Source organism: Desulfobacter sp. (assembly GCA_028768525.1).
Lineage (GTDB): Bacteria > Desulfobacterota > Desulfobacteria > Desulfobacterales > Desulfobacteraceae > Desulfobacter.
Window position 1 is genome coordinate 1,672,056 of record CP054837.1, and the last position, 17,042, is coordinate 1,689,097.

Annotated in this window: 15 protein-coding genes; 8 read left to right on the top strand and 7 right to left on the bottom strand. The window is 54.9% G+C overall.

What is annotated here, in order from left to right; translation table 11 throughout:
- Window positions 1–94 precede the first annotated feature (94 nt).
- Window positions 95–553: a hypothetical protein gene (locus tag HUN04_07655; protein ID WDP89601.1), complete on the top strand. Its 459-nt coding sequence runs from the start codon at window positions 95–97 to the stop codon at window positions 551–553.
- On the opposite strand, the gene mazG is transcribed toward HUN04_07655, so the two are convergent.
- Together mazG and HUN04_07665 are read right to left on the bottom strand one after the other, a co-directional pair.
- The gene (gene mazG, locus HUN04_07660; GenBank protein WDP89602.1) at window positions 545–1,345 is read right to left on the bottom strand and encodes a nucleoside triphosphate pyrophosphohydrolase; all 801 of its coding nucleotides are present in this window, start codon (window positions 1,343–1,345) and stop codon (window positions 545–547) included. The two genes, HUN04_07655 and mazG, sit on opposite strands and share 9 nt — an antisense overlap.
- Window positions 1,333–1,854 carry a CvpA family protein gene (locus tag HUN04_07665; protein WDP89603.1) on the bottom strand — a complete coding sequence of 174 codons (522 nt, stop codon included), beginning with the start codon at window positions 1,852–1,854 and terminating at the stop codon, window positions 1,333–1,335. The genes mazG and HUN04_07665 overlap by 13 nt, the downstream gene beginning before the upstream one ends.
- Before the next feature lie 112 nt (window positions 1,855–1,966).
- On the opposite strand from HUN04_07665, the gene HUN04_07670 reads away from it, so the two are divergent.
- From HUN04_07670 to HUN04_07690, 5 genes are all read left to right on the top strand, one after another.
- Window positions 1,967–2,908 carry a PhoH family protein gene (locus HUN04_07670; protein WDP89604.1) on the top strand — a complete coding sequence of 314 codons (942 nt, stop codon included), beginning with the start codon at window positions 1,967–1,969 and terminating at the stop codon, window positions 2,906–2,908.
- Window positions 2,892–5,297 carry an HDIG domain-containing protein gene (locus HUN04_07675; GenBank protein ID WDP89605.1) on the top strand — a complete coding sequence of 802 codons (2,406 nt, stop codon included), beginning with the start codon at window positions 2,892–2,894 and terminating at the stop codon, window positions 5,295–5,297. The genes HUN04_07670 and HUN04_07675 overlap by 17 nt, the downstream gene beginning before the upstream one ends.
- Window positions 5,203–5,658, top strand: a complete 456-nt coding sequence (gene ybeY / locus HUN04_07680; GenBank protein ID WDP89606.1) for an rRNA maturation RNase YbeY — start codon at window positions 5,203–5,205, stop codon at window positions 5,656–5,658. The genes HUN04_07675 and ybeY overlap by 95 nt, the downstream gene beginning before the upstream one ends.
- A gap of 22 nt (window positions 5,659–5,680) precedes the next feature.
- Entirely contained in the window at window positions 5,681–6,400 is a 720-nt protein-coding gene (locus HUN04_07685) for a pyridoxine 5'-phosphate synthase (protein WDP89607.1), read from the top strand.
- A 69-nt stretch (window positions 6,401–6,469) separates the two neighbouring features.
- Entirely contained in the window at window positions 6,470–7,456 is a 987-nt protein-coding gene (locus tag HUN04_07690) for a response regulator (protein WDP89608.1), read from the top strand.
- 5 nt (window positions 7,457–7,461) lie between these two features.
- On the opposite strand, the gene HUN04_07695 is transcribed toward HUN04_07690, so the two are convergent.
- Complete coding sequence (locus HUN04_07695) at window positions 7,462–8,298, bottom strand: HAD family phosphatase (GenBank protein WDP93202.1); 837 nt, start codon at window positions 8,296–8,298, stop codon at window positions 7,462–7,464.
- Window positions 8,299–8,308: 10 nt separating this feature from the next.
- Window positions 8,309–8,680 carry a response regulator gene (locus HUN04_07700; GenBank protein WDP89609.1) on the bottom strand — a complete coding sequence of 124 codons (372 nt, stop codon included), beginning with the start codon at window positions 8,678–8,680 and terminating at the stop codon, window positions 8,309–8,311.
- 146 nt (window positions 8,681–8,826) lie between these two features.
- On the opposite strand from HUN04_07700, the gene HUN04_07705 reads away from it, so the two are divergent.
- The gene (locus HUN04_07705) at window positions 8,827–9,744 is read left to right on the top strand and encodes a M55 family metallopeptidase (GenBank protein ID WDP89610.1); all 918 of its coding nucleotides are present in this window, start codon (window positions 8,827–8,829) and stop codon (window positions 9,742–9,744) included.
- Between the two features lie 7 nt (window positions 9,745–9,751).
- Here HUN04_07705 and HUN04_07710 read toward each other — a convergent pair whose 3' ends face one another.
- A complete protein-coding gene (locus HUN04_07710; GenBank protein ID WDP89611.1) occupies window positions 9,752–11,221 on the bottom strand; it encodes a 30S ribosomal protein S1 in 1,470 nt (489 codons plus the stop codon).
- A 207-nt stretch (window positions 11,222–11,428) separates the two neighbouring features.
- On the opposite strand from HUN04_07710, the gene HUN04_07715 reads away from it, so the two are divergent.
- Window positions 11,429–13,177, top strand: a complete 1,749-nt coding sequence (locus HUN04_07715; protein WDP89612.1) for a DUF342 domain-containing protein — start codon at window positions 11,429–11,431, stop codon at window positions 13,175–13,177.
- 33 nt (window positions 13,178–13,210) lie between these two features.
- On the opposite strand, the gene uvrC is transcribed toward HUN04_07715, so the two are convergent.
- Complete coding sequence (gene uvrC, locus HUN04_07720) at window positions 13,211–15,031, bottom strand: excinuclease ABC subunit UvrC (protein ID WDP89613.1); 1,821 nt, start codon at window positions 15,029–15,031, stop codon at window positions 13,211–13,213.
- Window positions 15,028–17,028, bottom strand: coding sequence for an excinuclease ABC subunit UvrB (gene uvrB, locus HUN04_07725; GenBank protein WDP89614.1), 2,001 nt, complete (start codon window positions 17,026–17,028; stop codon window positions 15,028–15,030). Before uvrB ends, uvrC begins: the two co-directional genes overlap by 4 nt.
- Window positions 17,029–17,042: the final 14 nt, after the last annotated feature.

A 17,042-nucleotide genomic window follows, 5' to 3' on the forward strand; every position in this document is an offset into this window, starting at 1 on the left:
AACAAAACAGCCAGATACAAATCCTTCCACGGCATAATAAATACCGGCACACAATTTGCTTTCTTTATTTTCAAGAATTTAAAAGGAGGCCAGTATGATCAACATCCATAATATCAACGAAATTGCCCAGGCCCTGGGCGGGCAGTCCCAGACCAGGCAAAAATCGGGGGAGGCTGCCGATGCTTTTGACGCCGTACTCAATTCTGCCCTGAATAAAACCGACTCGGCCGAAAATGCCACGGCAGCCGACGGCCTGGAAGAAATTGCCGCCCCCGGCTTCAATCTGGAGCCCGTGTCATCCATTGTAACCGGAAAAACCGACAAACTGATCGGCATGCTGGAAAGCTATGCAGGCCAGCTGGAAAACCCGGGGGTCTCATTGCGCCAGATGGAGCCCGTATTGGAGGAGATTAATGCAAAGGCGGACGCCCTTCTTGAAAAAACCAAACTTCTCGGGGAAGCGGACAGCGGCCTGAAGGATATTGCCACCCAGACCGCCGTGACCGCCAGGACGGAATATATGAAATTCCAGAGGGGTGATTACCTAAGCTGAGTACCCGTCGGCATACACTTTTTTCGCGGTCTGCCAATGGGTTTCCCTTTCCATGGGCCTCATTTTTTTCAAGTCAAGCCGCTCCGCCTTCAGGGCGGCTTCCATGGTTCTGAACCGTCCTTCAAACTTCGCAGTTGACCGGTACAGGGCGGTTTCCGGATGGAACCCGGCAAACCTTGCCACATTTACCATGGAAAAGAGGATATCACCGAATTCCATCATGGCGTCATCCTTATCCCCTTTTTCCAATGCCGCTTCAAATTCCCGGATTTCAGATTTAGCCGTATCCAGAACCTGGTGAATATCTTCCCACTCAAACCCGGCCTTTACCGCCGCCTTTGAGACTTTTAAGGCCCTCAGAAGCCCTGGCATCCCCTTGGGCACACCGTCCAGGGCGGAAATGGCCGGCGCCTGACCATTGCGCTGCTTTTCTTTGGCCTTGATCTCTTCCCACTGCCGGTTCAGGGCCTCTTCAGTATCGATCTTGGCGGTATCATAGACATGGGGATGGCGCCGGATCATCTTTTCCGCCACCCGGTCCACCACATCTGAAAATTGGAACCTGCCGGTCTCCACAAAAATTTCTAGAATAAAGAGGACCTGGAAGAGGACATCCCCCAGTTCCTCAATGGTATTTTCCGTATCATCGTTGACAATGGCCTCTTCCAGTTCATAGAGTTCTTCGGCCAGGCATTTCCACATGGTCAGCGGGGTCTGCTGCCGGTCCCACTTACATCCGTTTTCCCCCCTGAGCCGCCGGATGATATCCAGCAGAGGGACTATTGTTTCCACGTCTTTTTCAATCCTTCCAGGTGACGGTTAAAATCATTTTTCATGTTCCGGGAGACAAACACCGTCAACGCATCGGCCACCCGGGCCAGATAGGGGGCTGTTTTCGATTCTGCAAAAAAGGTTTTGCTGTCCGGTATAAAGGTGGTGGCCATGATGAAGAGTACCGTGGTGATGAGTATTCCCTTGGCCGCACCGAATGCCACACCGAATGTCCGGTCGACCCAGCCCAGAAACACCAGTTTCAAAAGCTTGCGGATGATCCAGGCCACCAGCCCAACGGCCACCAGGATCAAACAGAAGAGGGCAAAAAAACAGGCCAGCTTCCGGATACCGGGGGAGGAAATCCAGGGTTCAACATGGGGCATGAGCAGGGGGAAATAGGTATTGGCCCCGTAGAACCCGGCAACAATCCCGATGATACCCGAGACTTCCCGGATCAGCCCCCGGAACCCTCCGAAGACCAGGCAGAACCCCACAATACCGGCAACACAAAAATCAAAAAGCGTCATGTTTCCCCGTCCTTATTAATGTAGTTTAGAAGAGTTCAGAGATACCAGGACGGCAAGTTCACAGTCAAGATTTTTATTGACCTTTGGCCAAATTAAATGCACCCTATAGCCCATGAAAAATTTAGCCTTCTCGAACATGGGGCTTGCCCAGAAGCTCTTTGGTTCACAAAACACCAACCTGGAAAAAATTGCTCGTGCATTCGGGGTTCAGATCAACTCAAGGGGGGGAGACCTGACCATCACCGGTCCTGATGAAAAAGCGGCTGCCGCCGCATCCCTCATGGATCAGTTATATACCCTGCTGGAGGACAATCTCATCCTCAGCCCCCAGATCCTGGACGCCGCCATCAACACCATCCGCCGGACGCCCAAAACCCCGTTGAAAAAATTGTTCTCCACCACCATTCTGGTCACGGCCCGAAACAAAACAATCACCCCCAGAAACCCGGCCCAGCATGCCTATGCGGAAGCCATCAAAACCAACGACATCCTCTTCGGCATCGGCCCGGCAGGCACGGGGAAAACCTATCTTGCCATGGCCATGGCCGTAGCCGCCTTCACCCGGGGAGAGGTACAGAAAATCATCCTCACCCGGCCGGCCGTGGAGGCCGGCGAAGCACTGGGGTTTCTGCCCGGGGATCTGGCGGAAAAGATAAACCCCTATCTTCGCCCCCTTTACGATGCCCTCTATGATATGCTTGATTTTGAAAAGGCCAGGGCATATATTGAACAGGAGATGATTGAAATTGCGCCCATTGCTTTCATGCGGGGCCGCACCCTGAACAACGCATTCATCATTCTGGACGAGGCCCAGAACACCACCTCGGAACAGATGAAAATGTTTTTGACCCGGATCGGGTACGGGTCAAAGGCGGTTGTCACCGGGGACATCACACAGATCGACCTGCCCGGCGGAAAACGGTCCGGACTGGTGCAGGCCAAAAAGATCCTGACCCGGATAAAAGGGATCGATTTCATAGAATTTACCAAGGATGATGTGGTGAGGCACCGCCTGGTCTCCGACATCATAGACGCATATGAAAAAAACAAATAGCGAGGGACGTCTTGCAACGGCAGGACAGTTTCTGCTGTCCACCCCCTACCTGCTCTGGATAATCTTCATCCTTGTCACCGTCCTTTTCACCCTGACCCAGAACTTTGACCAGGCGACGGTATCTTCCTATTCCTACCATATCGGCGATGTGGCCCAGAGGGATATCAAGGCGCCCAGGGATTTTTTAATCGAAGACAAGGAGAGCAACCAGGCCAAAATCAACCGGGTCAAAGAGACCATCAGAACGGTGTATGATTTTGACGGCCGCCTCCTCAAAAGCATCACGGCAAACATTAACACGGCCATGGCCCTGGGCCGCCAGATGTTCGACGCCCCCGCAGACAGCCCCGCGGCGGACCAGGAAGCCCCTGTGTCCCAAGATCCCATGATCCCCCAGGAACCGACCCTGGCCATGGCCCTGGCCGCGAAACCGGACTTTGAAAAAAAACTGGGCATTGAGGTCTCAAAAGGGGCCTATCAAATCCTGTTCAAAAACCGGTTTTCAGAGGAGATCACCGGCCAGATCACCCAGATCGTCACTAAGATACTGGACAACGGCATTGTGGCCAACAAGGAAATTCTTCTGGCCGAAGAGGATAAGGGGATTATCCTTCGGACCATCCAGTCCGACCAGGAACGGGTGATCACCAACCTCAAGGTCTTTTACGGGCCGGACCAGGCCAAGACCATGGTGAGGATTTTCGGCCAGCCCCTGCTCAAGGATGTAAACTACAGCCTCTCCAACCTCATCGTGGACATCAGCCAGCGCCTGCTCCGCCCCAATATCACCCTGAACAAAAATGAAACCGAAAAACGGATCCAGGAGGCCCAGGCCAATATCAAGCCCATTCTCTACCAGATCAAGGCAGGGGAAATGATCGTGCGGGAAGGAGAGCGGGTGGACAAGCTCCAGCTCATCAAGCTCAATGCCCTGAACCAGCAGGTGGAGGAAAAAGATATTTACATGTCCATGATCGGCACGGCCATGCTCACCTGCCTGCTGATACTGGTGGTCTATTACCTCTTCCTGAAAGAACACCCAAAACTGGTGAAAGACCTGAACAAGCACATGATCTTTCTGGCCCTGGGCCTGATTCTCTACCTGGGTTTTGCCGAACTGGCCGTCTATGTTGCCCACTCGGCCAATCCGGAAATGTCCAAGGAAATCGCATCCAGAACCGTATACATGGCCGTGCCCATTCCGGCGGCAGCCATGATCGCCTGCCTGTTCCTGGGATTTGACATCGCCCTGTTTTTTACCCTGGTGCTGTCCATCCTGGCCAGCCTCTCCTTCGGCAACAGCTTCCAGGTATTTGTTTTCTTCTTTCTGAGCTCAATCACGGCGGCCTATTGGATAAAGGAACGGGATGAACGGCGCCACTTCATCGCAGCCGGATTCAAGCTGGCCCTGTTCAATGCCTGCCTGGCCATTGCCCTGGGTTTTTTCAACCAGTCACAACCCGACCTCATGCTATTGGCCAAACAGGTGGTCATCGCATTCTCCGGCGGCCTTTTCGCCGCCGTGCTCACCGTGGGATTTACCCCCTTAATTGAGGTAATGTTCAACTACACCACGGCGGCCAAACTGCTGGAATTCGCCAACCTTGACAAGCCCCTGATTAAAAAGCTGATGATAGAGGCGCCGGGCACCTACAACCACAGCATCATTGTGGCCACCCTCTCCGAAGCGGCGGCATCGGCCATCCAGGCCGACAGCCTCAAGGCCAAGGTCATGGGTTATTACCACGATATCGGCAAGCTTGACAAAACCATGTATTTCATCGAAAACCAGGCCGACGGCAAAAACCGGCACGACAAGCTGTCCCCCTCCATGTCCGCCCTCATCCTCATCCAGCATGTGAAAAAAGGGGTGGAAATGGCCAAAAAATACAAGCTGGGAGATGAGATCATCGAAGGGATCATCCAGCACCACGGCACCTCCCTGATTAAATATTTTTACAATAAAAGCCTGAAAGCCGGCAATGAAAACGTCAATGAAGAGGATTTCAGGTACCCCGGCCCCAAACCCCAGACCCGGGAGGCCGGCATCGTCATGCTGGCCGACGTGGTGGAAGCGGCGGTCAGGGCACTGGAACGGCCTACACCGTCAAGAATCCAGGGCCGGGTCAAGGAACTGATCAACGATATTTTTGCCGACGGCCAGCTGGAGGAATGCGAGATGACCCTCAAGGACCTCCACCAGATCGCCAAGAGTTTTAACAATATACTGACATCAATTTACCACAGCCGTATCGAGTATACGGACAAACCCCAGGAAAAGAAAAAAGAGAAAAATGGAGATACTGATAGACAACCGGCAAGAGGAGAGGCTCCCCACTCCCCCAATCCGCCAAAAGACAGAACAGATCTTAAGCGCCTTGGGCTGTGATGCCCACGAGATATCCGTGGTCATCATGGACGACGACGGCATCCGGGACCTCAACGCCACCTACCGCAATAAGGATAAAGCCACCAATGTCCTCTCCTTTCCCATGCAGGAGGGAGAATTCGCGGACATCACCCCGGGACTGCTGGGGGATGTGGTCATCTCCCTGGATACAGCGGAAAGGGAAGCCAAGGACGCCGGAATCACCATAGACGAAAGGATGTCCCAGTTGCTCATTCACGGCATCCTCCACCTGCTGGGATTCGACCATGAACAGGGCGAGGATGCCGCTGAAAAAATGGAAGCAAAAAGCCTTGAACTGCTGAGACAAATTGAAAAAAATACCGGATTGGCTGCATTCTGATCCGGTGCAGGAGGAAGATAAAATGGCAGAATTAGCAGTAAACGTTGATCACGTTGCGACCCTGAGGCAGGCCCGGGGCGCCGCATATCCCGAGCCCGTGGCAGCCGCCCTTGCCGCGGAAACTGCCGGCGCCGACGCCATTGTGGTCCATCTGCGGGAAGACCGCCGCCACATCCAGGACCGGGATGTCCGCATCCTGCGCCAGGTCATCAAAACCCGGCTGATCCTTGAGATGGCCGCCACCAACGAAATGCTAGGCATTGCACTGGACATCAAACCCGATACCGTGACCCTGGTCCCTGAAAAACGTGAAGAACTGACCACCGAAGGGGGCCTGGACCTGATCACCCACCAGTCCCATATCCGGGAGGCCGTGGCCACCCTTAAGAATGCCGGCATGAAGGTCTGCATCTTTATTGATCCTGACCTGGACCAGATCAAAATGGCCCACAAAATAGATGCCGACTCCATTGAGATCCACACCGGCGCATTCTGCGATGCCCTCACCGACGCCGACCGCCGGAGGGAATTTTCGCGGATCGTGGATGCCGCCAAAATCGGTACAAAACTCAACCTGGGGGTCCATGCCGGCCATGGCATCTGCTACCATTCCATCGATGCCTTTAAGGGGCTTTCCGAGATTACGGAATACAGCATCGGCCATTCCATTATCTCACAATCCGTCATGACGGGCATAGACCGGGCGGTTCGGGACATGAAGGATAAAATCAAAGCCCTTTGACTTTATTCCTAAGTCTGATATAGTCAATGGATCAATACAAATCCTTTTTTCTTCGGCTATTATGACATCATGCAACAGGAAACGATACTACTCATAGACGATGAAGTTTCCATCCGGGAAAGCTTTTCATCCATTCTCAGGGATGAGGGGTACCGGGTGCTTACCGCTGAAAACGGCCGGGTCGGCCTGGATATTTTTTTTACGGAACCCATTGATCTGATCATGACGGACCTGAGGATGCCGGTCATGGACGGCATCGAAGTCATGACCGCCATCCAGGCCCACGCCCCTGAGGTCCCCATGATTGTGGTTTCCGGGGCCGGCAAAAAGCACGATGTCATAAAAGCCCTGCAGATGGGTGCCAAGGATTATATTTCAAAACCGGTTACCGACATGGACATGCTTCTCCACGTGGTGTCAAAGGTGCTGGAAACCCGGCGCCTGGTCAGGGAGAACCAAAAATACAGAAAACGGCTGGAAAAAAGCGAAGCGCGGTACAGAACCATCACCCGGCAGATTGCAGAAGGGGTATTTACCGTGGATGAACAGGAGAATTTTACCTTTGTGAATCCCGCCTTTTGCAAAATGGCCGGTTTTCCGGAAGAAAGAATGACCGCCATGAACCTCAAGGACATCTCCACCCAGGAAAGCTTTTCCGTGATTCTGGGCCAGACCCAGAAGAGGAGAAAGGGCAAGACCGGGCGGTATGAAATCCAGCTCATCAATGCCCTTGGCAATCCGGTCCATGTTGAACTGGCCTGCAGCCCCATGTATGATGATAAAAACCGGTATGCCGGCGCCATTGCCGTTGTCAGGGACATCACCAGACTCATTGAACTGAAGCAGAAATATCAGAAATTCCTGAAAAATGAACCCACCGGGGGGAAACACACCATCCCCATCTGTGCCAATTGTAAAAGTATCCGGAGAGACGACCGGAACTGGCAGCAGGTGGAGGAATTCTTCAGCGACCTGGTCTTTTCCCACGGCATCTGCCCGGATTGCTGTGAGAAGCTCTATCCAGATATTGATCTCGGGGAGCTTGCTGGGGATTAATCCGGTCAGGCAGGCAATGCTGCCGCCCGTACCGCCTGGCTCACCCCGCAGTGATTGTTGGACCCCACCACCCGGAATCGGCCTTTCATATCCTCCGGCCCGTTTTCCACCAAAAACCCCTGGCCGGCCCAGGACAGCAAATCCAGATCGTTATAATCATTGCCCACGGCAACCACATTCGCTTTTAAAACGCCCAGCTTCCGGGCCAGCCACTCAGCGGAGCGGCTTTTGGACACGGCCCTGGGAAACACCTCCACCCAGGCGCTTTTATGATCCAGGGGCGAGGTGGCCAGAATCACGCTGAATTTTGAAAGGTCCTGTTGAATCCGTTTGAACTCTGTTGCAGCGATCCCCCCTGGAATGATGGAAAGGACCTCGGTGGCGGCGTCAAACAACGCCTCCCCTTTCCCCATGGCCCGCCCCAGGGAGGGATAAAATTCAATACGCCGGTTAAAATCAGGATTTTCAAGGCCATGGGTTCTGTATATGAAATGCTCTGTCCGGGGAATGGCATCCTGAACCATGTAATCCCTTCCGATGTCATCAAAATAGCCGGTGATTTCCAGGACATCCGACTTGGACAGGGAATGGGAAAGGATCACTTCATCCCGCGCCAGGTCACAGATGCCGGCCCCGGTGGAAAAAATCAAATAATCCACGGACAGGCCGGCCCGGGAGATCCCCATCTGGTCCAGGGCCCGGTTAAAGGAGAAAAGGCTGCGGCCCGTTGCAATGGCGGTAAGGGTGTGCTCGGCCCTGAGGGAGGCCAGGGTTTCCAGATCTCCGGAGCGGATGGTTTTGTGGTCGGTAAGGAGGGTGCCGTCAAAATCCGTTATGAACAATCGCCGTGAATCAGCCGGCAGCATCCAGCGTCTCCCGGACAGCGGATAAGAGCAGATCCATATCAAAGGGTTTGAGCAGTATCTTTGAAACTTCCGATTCAATCTCGGGGCTCAGGCGGGTCCCGGAACAGAGAATCACCGGTATATCCGGCCTGACGGAACGGATTTCCTTGGCCAGCACGGCACCGTTCATCACCGGCATGGTATAGTCGGTAATCAAGAGATCGTACTGCCGGGGATTCTGTTTAAACAGGGAGAGGGCGTCTTCGGGACGGGTCTGGGTCTCTACCGTATATCCATAATCTTCCAGCATTTCCTTGCCGATTTCCACCAGATAATCTTCATCATCAACAAACAGGATGGTTTCCGTTCCCTGTTCCATTGCCGTCCCCCTCCATAATACGGTAACCCAATTGTTTATTCAGGCTGCATCAAATAATTGATTAGCAGGATAACAGACTCCGCACCGGATTGAAAAGGGTAAATTCCCTTGAATCCATTAAAAAATCAGCATAGGATGACAGACCTATGAAGAACAGGCACTTTCTTATCATTGCAGATATCGAAGGCAGTTCCGGGTGCCGGGACAGGGAGAGCGCATCATTCATGGGAAGGGGATGGCCCCGGGCCTGCCGGGAGATGACCCGGGATGTGAATGCGGCGGCAACCGCCCTGCTCAATGCCGGTGCAGCCCGGGTCTGCATACAGGACTTCCACCGGACCGGCTATAACCTCATGCCCCGGGGAATCCACCCCGCGGCCAGGCTTTTCCAGGGATACCGAAGGGGACCGGTCCCGGGCATGGGGCGGGTGGAAAAATTCCACGGTCTTCTCATGCTGGGTATGCATGCCCCTTCCGGGCTGCCGGGATTTTTATCCCATACCCTGACCTCAAGAATCGCCCAAATAACGATAAACGGCCGCCTGATCTCCGAAGCCCAGCTCTTTTCCGCCGGACTGGCCCCATTTGGAACCCCTCCCCTGTTTTTTTCCGGCTGCCCTGCCGCCTGCCGCCATACCGCAGATAATATCCCCGGGGTGAACTGTTTTCCCATTGACAAGGCCGACCCGGAATTCTCCCCGGCCTCCTGGCGCAGGGAACTTGCAGCCGCCTGTGTTGACGCCGCATCCCTGGGCAGGGGCATCCCCTACAATCCCGCGGGCCCTTTCCGGGCCGCCGCCACCTGGGTGCAGGAGGCCGAGGCTCGGGCCGTGGCCCGGAGATGGCATCTCCCGAGGCAGGGCCGCACCCTGGAATTATGCGTCGGCGACGTGAATGACCTGTTCATTAAATTGTCCAAAATGGCCTATCTGAGTCCGCTCAGGGAAAAGCTGCTGCCCATGGGGCTTCCCCTCTACCATTTTGTCGGCCGTGCCGCCCTGGCGTGGGCCATAAAAAAAGCCCCCGGTTACTTAAAACCGGAGGCTGAATCCAACTGGGAATAATTCCCGGTTATTTCTTTTTTTTCTTTTCCTTTTTGGCCATGGCTTCCCTGAAGAGGCTTTCCATGGTGCCGAAGGATGCGGATTTCTGGGCACCGGCAAATTGTTTCCAGTTTCCGGAATCCTTTTGTTCAGGAGAGGCCAGGGTAATGCGGCGCTTCTCCTCATCCACCTCCTGTACCAACACGGCGGCCGTTTCCCCGGGTTTGAGGGACTCGTATTTGGCACCCGCTTCGGACTGGCGGATATTGGACATGGGCATGAGCCCTGTAATCCCCGGCTCCAGCCGGATAAACAGGCCGAACCCTTCTTTTTTCTCCATGGTCCCTTCGACCACAGTACCCGGGGCATACTTGGCGCTGGCACCGGTCCAGGGATCCCCTGCCGCATCTTTCATGCTCAGGGAAATCCGCTTGGCATCCATGTCGATGGCCTTGATCACCACCTGGACGGTTTCGCCTTCCTGCACCTCATCCTCGGGGCGGAGCACCCGGCGCAGATGGCTCATCTCGGAAATATGCACCAAACCGTCCACACCCGGGGCAATTTCCACAAAGGCGCCGAAATTGGCCAGGCGGACCACTTTTCCGCTGACCTGGTCACCGGGCTTAAAGGAGGTTCCCATATTGTCCCAGGGGTTGCCGGAAGTCTGTTTCACTGAAAGGGAAATCTTGGGATTCTCCGACTCCGGATTTTCTATTTTCAATATTTTCACCGCAAGGATGTCGTCCACCCGGACCACTTCCTCGGGTTTCTCCACCCTGGACCAGCTCAGCTCAGAGATATGGGCCATGCCCTCCACCCCCGGGGCCAGTTCGATGAATGCTCCGTAGGACATAAGCTTGGTCACGGTGCCCTGGACGGTATCTCCCTGGGCAATTGTCTTCATGAATGCTTCCCGCTCTTCCTTGATCTGCTCATTGAGCAGTTCCCTGCGGGAAACCACAATATTGCGCCCGCTTTCCTCGTACCGGGTAATCAGAAAATGATGGGACTGTCCCACGTAGTCTTCCGGGGTTTCCACGTACCGGACATCCATCTGGCTCACCGGGCAGAAGGCCCTCTTTCCCAGGATATCCAGGGAGAATCCCCCCTTGATGGCACCGGTGACCTTCCCTTCCACAGGGGTCCGGCCCCGCCAGGCATCCTCAAGCATGGCTGCCATTCCGGCCCCGGAAATGGCCTTGGAGAGGATGACTTCGCTTTCGCTGAGGGAAACCACGTAAAGCTTGACCGTATCGCCTTCGGCATAGGGGAATTCTCCGTTGTCATCCAGAAGTTCGCTCCTGTCCACCACCCCGTCGCTCTTTGTGCCCGTATCAATATATACAGTGCTTTTCCCAACGGAAATGATCCGGCCTTCCACCATGTCCCCCTGTTTGAGTTCACGGCTCATCTTTGCATCGTAGGACTCAAACAACTCCTCAAAACTCATCTCTTCGGCGCCAAGGCCATCTTTGTCTTCAAATTCTTCGTTCATTTTCCTTCTCCCGGACCCGGAGGGATCCGCAAATATTTAAATTCTGTAGAGCTTACTATACGTTCCGGATACCGGTGTAAAGCCTAAAAACCCCCATGCCTTAAAAAGGCTTGTCAGATTTCGACCTGTAATAGTAATATGTACAGGCGGATTTGCTTATTTTACAGGATTCTCCGGATATGACCACCTTTTTTTGGAATGCAGAAAATGAATAACCCAATCCCCCCTTCCCCTTGCGGGCCAGCGGATCCGGACCGGCTCCGCCAGAAGGCAGACATCCTTGAAACCAACCTGTTCAAATCCGTCACAAAGCAGGACGATCCCATCACCCTTCGTTTTCAGATCAACCGGGAGACCAGCCCCGATCCGGTCATCATCAAAGCCCTGATCCAGCTTTTTCCCCGGCTGAATCTCCGGTCCCCGAAAATACTGCTCTTCATAAAAAAAATCCTGGACCGGCCGACCCAACCGGGGGAGGTGATTAAACTCCGGAAAAAAATCCTGGACCTGTCCGGCGCGGGGGAGCCCCAGACCGCCCACCTCTCCATTTACCTCCAGGCCGTTGTCTCTTCAAAGGCCCTGGCAGTGGAGATCAGGGGAACCGCCCCGGTGCCCGGCAGGGACGGCGATATTGACAAGGCGCTGTTCGACCATGAAAGATGCCCCGGTTTAATCCATGCCGACGGTGTCATTGATTTCAGGGAAATCAATAAATACCCCATTGTGAGAAAAGGGGACAATCTTTTTTTCATCACCCCGCCGGTTCAGGGCAAGGCCGGGATCCAGTATGACGGCACCATCGTTCCCGTGGAAAAGACCATGCCCATGGTTCTGACCCTCAGGGAAGGGGTAAGGCGGGTGGAAGATAGAAGCGGCGGAGCGGGAGGCGCCTACTTTATCCGTTCGACCAAAACCGGGGTGGTGGTATTGACCCGCAAGGACGGGCAGATCACGGACATTGAGGTCAGGGATGCCCTGGATATCAAACGGCTGGATTATTCCACCGGCAACATCGGGTCCCGGTTCATCTGCCCCATCAGCATGACCATCGACACCATCTGCGACGGATTCAGAATCAGGGCAAAGGGGGCGGTTGCCGTAAGGGAAGTGGACGGGGGCGATGTTGAAACCGACGAAACGGCAGTGGCCCATACGGTCCACCCGGGAAGCAGAATCAAGGCCCGAAAGGACATCATAGTCAATTTTTCCCACCGGTGCAGGCTCACGGCCCTTGACGGCCGGATCACGGTCCGGGATGAAATGACGGACACCCGGGCCGACGGAAAATCCATATCCTTTGAAAAATCCAGGGGGGTGCTTTCCGGTGCAACCCTGGACACCCAGCAACTGACCCTGAAAAATCTTTATTTTAACGGAGAAAACCGGATTTATTTCGGCCACCGCCTCTTTGCCGAAAAGGACAACCTCCTGGCGGCCAGAAAAAAGCTCCAGGAAAAAAACCTGGCCAGGGAGACTCAATTGGCCGAAATCAGGGCGGCGCTGCAAAAGGAGATTCACCTGCTGGCCAAGACCCTAAAAACCCACCTCCTGCTCAGGGACAATCTCGCGGCATTGATTCAGGCGGCCCGGGACCTGGAATATAATCTGATTTACAAAGAACTCGAGGCCATTGCAGAATCCATGAACACCAAAGAGGTGATCCAGATTAAAAAAAATCTGGACCGGCTCCGGGACATCCCGGAGCAAATCCAGAAGACCGCCTCAGAAGCCAATGCCATACTGGACCGGATGGCGGTCATGGACAGGGAAATGACGGAAATGAAGCTGGATATCGACGGTTTGCTCAGGCGGGCCGCCACCCTGAAAATATTCATACCGGGGGCTGAAGACACGGTCCCGGCCATGGTGGCCGAATCAAAGACAGACAAGGCGACCCGGATCAGAATCCAGGGCCAGTACACCCCGGCCCAGGGATTTCAATTGACCCGACTGTGACAGCCGCCGTTTTCCAACCGGCATACCGGCGGGTTACCCGGCCAGGGACGCCAGGATGGCGACGGCCAGCTCCCGGGTGATGCCGGGCAGTTTTGACAGATTTTCCGGAGACTGTTTCCGGATATTGGCCACCCCCTTGAACTCCTTGAGCAGCAGCCTCTTTTTGGCAGGGCCGACACCGGGAATATGATCCAGAGCCGAAAGGCCGGCCCGTTTCTCACGGCGGCTGCGCTGGAAGGTAATGGCAAACCGGTGGGCCTCGTCCCTGACCTGTTCAAGGAGAAAAAGGGCCTTCATGGACTGGGCCGTATTCAGGGGATTGGACCGGCCCTGCAGATAAATCTTGTCCGCCTTTTCCCCCTTGGATTTGTCTTTTTTGGCCAGCCCAGCCAAGACAAACTGCCCTTCCAGCCCCAATTCTTTTACCACGCCCACGGCCATGGAAAGCTGGCCCTTGCCCCCGTCCACCACCAGAAGGTCCGGACGGGGCTCCTGGTTCTCATCGTGGCGGAAACGCCGGGAAAGGACGTGGGTCATATAGGCATAATCGTCCTGCTGATCAATATCCCGGATGATGAACTTCCTGTAGGCCCCCTTGTCCGCCCGGCCGTTGGAGAACACCACCATGGAGGCCACCGGGTCTTTGCCCTGGAGGTTGGAGTTGTCAAAGCATTCAATGCGCTGGGGCAGTTGGTCCATGCCCAGCAGGTTTTTGAGCATCACCAGGCTGGCCTGGGCCTCTTCCTCCTTGAGCAGCACCTTTTCCAATTCTTTTTTCGCATTGACCACGGCCATTTCCGTGAGCCGCCGCTTCTCCCCCCGGACCGGATGGTGAAGATGAACCCGGCGTTCCGACATTTCGTTCAGCCCGGCTTCCACTCCCTCCATATTGTCCACGGGATGGCTGAGCAGAACAAATCCCGGCAGTTCCCGGGCCTGTTCATAGTACTGGGACACAAAGGCGGCCAGAATTTCATCGGCCTCCTTGAAGTTCAGGTCCAGGGGATAATGGGCCGTATCCAGCAACTGGCCGGAACGGACCTGCATCACCGTGACCACGGCCTTGCCTCTGTCCGACGCCAGGCCGATGACGTCCCGATCCTTGCGGTCGGCCGAGACCACCACCTGGCGCTCCATCACCTTTTCTATGGCGAAAACGGTATCCCTGACCTGGGCGGCCTTTTCAAAGGCCTGGGCCCGGGCATGGTCCGCCATCTCCTCTTTGAGTTTTCTCACCACATCCTTGGAGCGCCCCCGCAGAAATAGAACGGCATCCTTCACCTGTTCCTTATAGACCTCGGGATCCACCTCGATGCAGCAGAGTCCCAGGCAGGCCTTGATCTGGTAATTGAGACAGGGCCGGGACCGGTTTTTAAACTGGGAATTTTTGCACTTTCTCAGCTTGAATATTTTCTGGATCTGCTTGAGGGTCTGGTTCACGCTTTTGGATGAGGAATACGGGCCGAAGTAGAGGGCCTTATCCTTTTGTATCCGGCGCACCCGCTGGATGGAGGGGTAGTCCTCATTCATGTCGATCCGCAGGAGGGGATAATTTTTCCCGTCCTTTAAAATCACATTATACTTGGGGGAATGCTCCTTGATGAGATTGGACTCCAGGATAAAGGCCTCCTGGTCCGACTGGGTGATCACCGTGTCGAAATCCGCCACCATTTCAAGCAGTGCTGCCGTTTTTTGGTCGGTCTGCTCCTTTTTCACAAAATAGGAGGAGAGCCTTTTTTTAAGGTCCTTGGCCTTGCCCACATAAAGAATCTTCCCCCCACGGCTCTTCATCAGGTAGACCCCGGGCAGGTGGGGGGCCTGGGCGTATTTTTCCTGGATGACTGAATTGATCATGGCCGGCCGGTCTTCATCTTTTCCAGTTCGCTGATCTTGTCCCGGTAAAGGGCGGCCTGCTCAAACTCCAGATTCTCCGCCGCCAGGGACATCTTATGTTCCAGATCCCGGATGAGATCTTCCAGGTCCAGTTCATCGCCCTCGTAGGCCGCCAGTTCCTCATTAACGGCGGCAGCGGCGGTGTCGGTCTCCAGGTCGGCCATGGTATAGTCGAATTCGTTGATCTTCTTTGAGATGGTGGAAGGCGTGATGCCGTGGGCCGCATTGTATTTTTTCTGGATCTCCCGGCGGCGGTTGGTTTCGGCCATGGCCTTTTTCATGGATCCGGTCTCTTTTTCCGCGTACATGATCACCCGGCCGAAGGCGTTCCGGGCGGCCCGGCCGAAGATCTGGATAAAGGACCGGTAGGACCGCAGGAAGCCTTCCTTATCCGCATCCAGGATGGCCACCAGGGAAACCTCGGGGATATCCAGTCCCTCCCGGAGGAGGTTGATGCCGATGAGCACGTCAAATACCCCCCGGCGCAGGTCCTGGATAATATCGATGCGTTCCACCGTGCCGATGTCCGAATGGAGGTATTTCACCTTGAGTCCCAGGTCGGCGTAATAATCCGAAAGATCCTCGGCCATGCGCTTAGTCAGGGTGGTGACCAGTACCCGCTCCCGGGCCTCCACCCGCTTGATGATCTCCTCATAGAGATCGTCCACCTGAATTTTGGCGTCCCTCACCTCCACCTGGGGATCCAGCAGTCCCGTGGGGCGGACGATCTGCTCCGCCACCCGGTGGCCGGCCTTTTCCATTTCATAGTCCGCCGGGGTGGCGGAAACAAAGATGGTCTGGGGCACCCGTTCCTTGAATTCTTCGAACTTCAGGGGACGGTTGTCAACGGCCGAGGGCAGTCGGAATCCGTACCTCACCAGGGTTTCCTTCCGGGACCGGTCGGCCTTGTACATGGCCCCCAGCTGGCCCACGGAAATATGGCTTTCATCAAAAAAGAGAAGGAAATCATCATCAATATAATCCAGGAGAGTGGGGGGCGGCTCGCCGGGGGACCGGCCGGTGAGGTGTCGGGAATAATTCTCTATCCCGTTGCAGTACCCGATTTCATTGAGCATCTCTATATCGTACTGGGTCCGTTCCTCCAGCCGCTGGGCCTCCACCAGCCGGTTCTCCCGGCGCAGGTATTCCAGCCGGGTTTTCAACTCTTTGATGATGCTCTCCACGGCCTGCTTCCGGGTCTGTTTCTTGGTCACATAGTGGGAGGCCGGATAGATCACCATCTGGTCGAAATCCTGGATCACCGTGCCCTTGAGGGGATCGATTTCTGCGATTTCCTCTATGGTGTCCCCGAAAAAATCGATTCGTACGGCTTTGTCTTCCTCATAGGCCGGAAATATTTCCAGCCGGTCCCCCCTCACCCTGAAGGTTCCCCGGTGGAAATCCATGTCGTTGCGGGTGTACTGGATGTCCACGAATTTTGCAATCACATCTTCCCTGGAGATATCCATATCCCGGGCCAGGGTCACCCTCAGGTCCAGGTAATCCTCCGGCGCCCCCAGACCGTAGATGCAGGAAACCGATGCCACCACGATGACGTCTTTTCTGGCCAGCACGGAGCGGGTGGCAGAATGGCGCATCTTGTCGATGAGTTCATTGATGGAGGAATCCTTCTGGATATAGGTGTCCGAAGAGGGGATATAGGCCTCGGGCTGGTAATAGTCGTAGTAGGAGACAAAATACTCCACGCAGTTATCCGGAAAGAGCTGCTTGAACTCGTTGTAAAGCTGGGCGGCCAGGGTCTTGTTGGGGGCGATGATCAGGGCCGGCTTTTCCACCCGATTGATGATATTGGCCATGGAAAAGGTTTTACCGGAGCCCGTCACCCCCAGGAGCACCTGATGCGTCTCATTGTCCATCACCCCCTCGGCCAGGTATTCAATGGCCTTGGGCTGATCCCCGGTGGGGGCAAATTCCGATACCAGATTAAATAATCCCATCTCTGTTCCTGTAC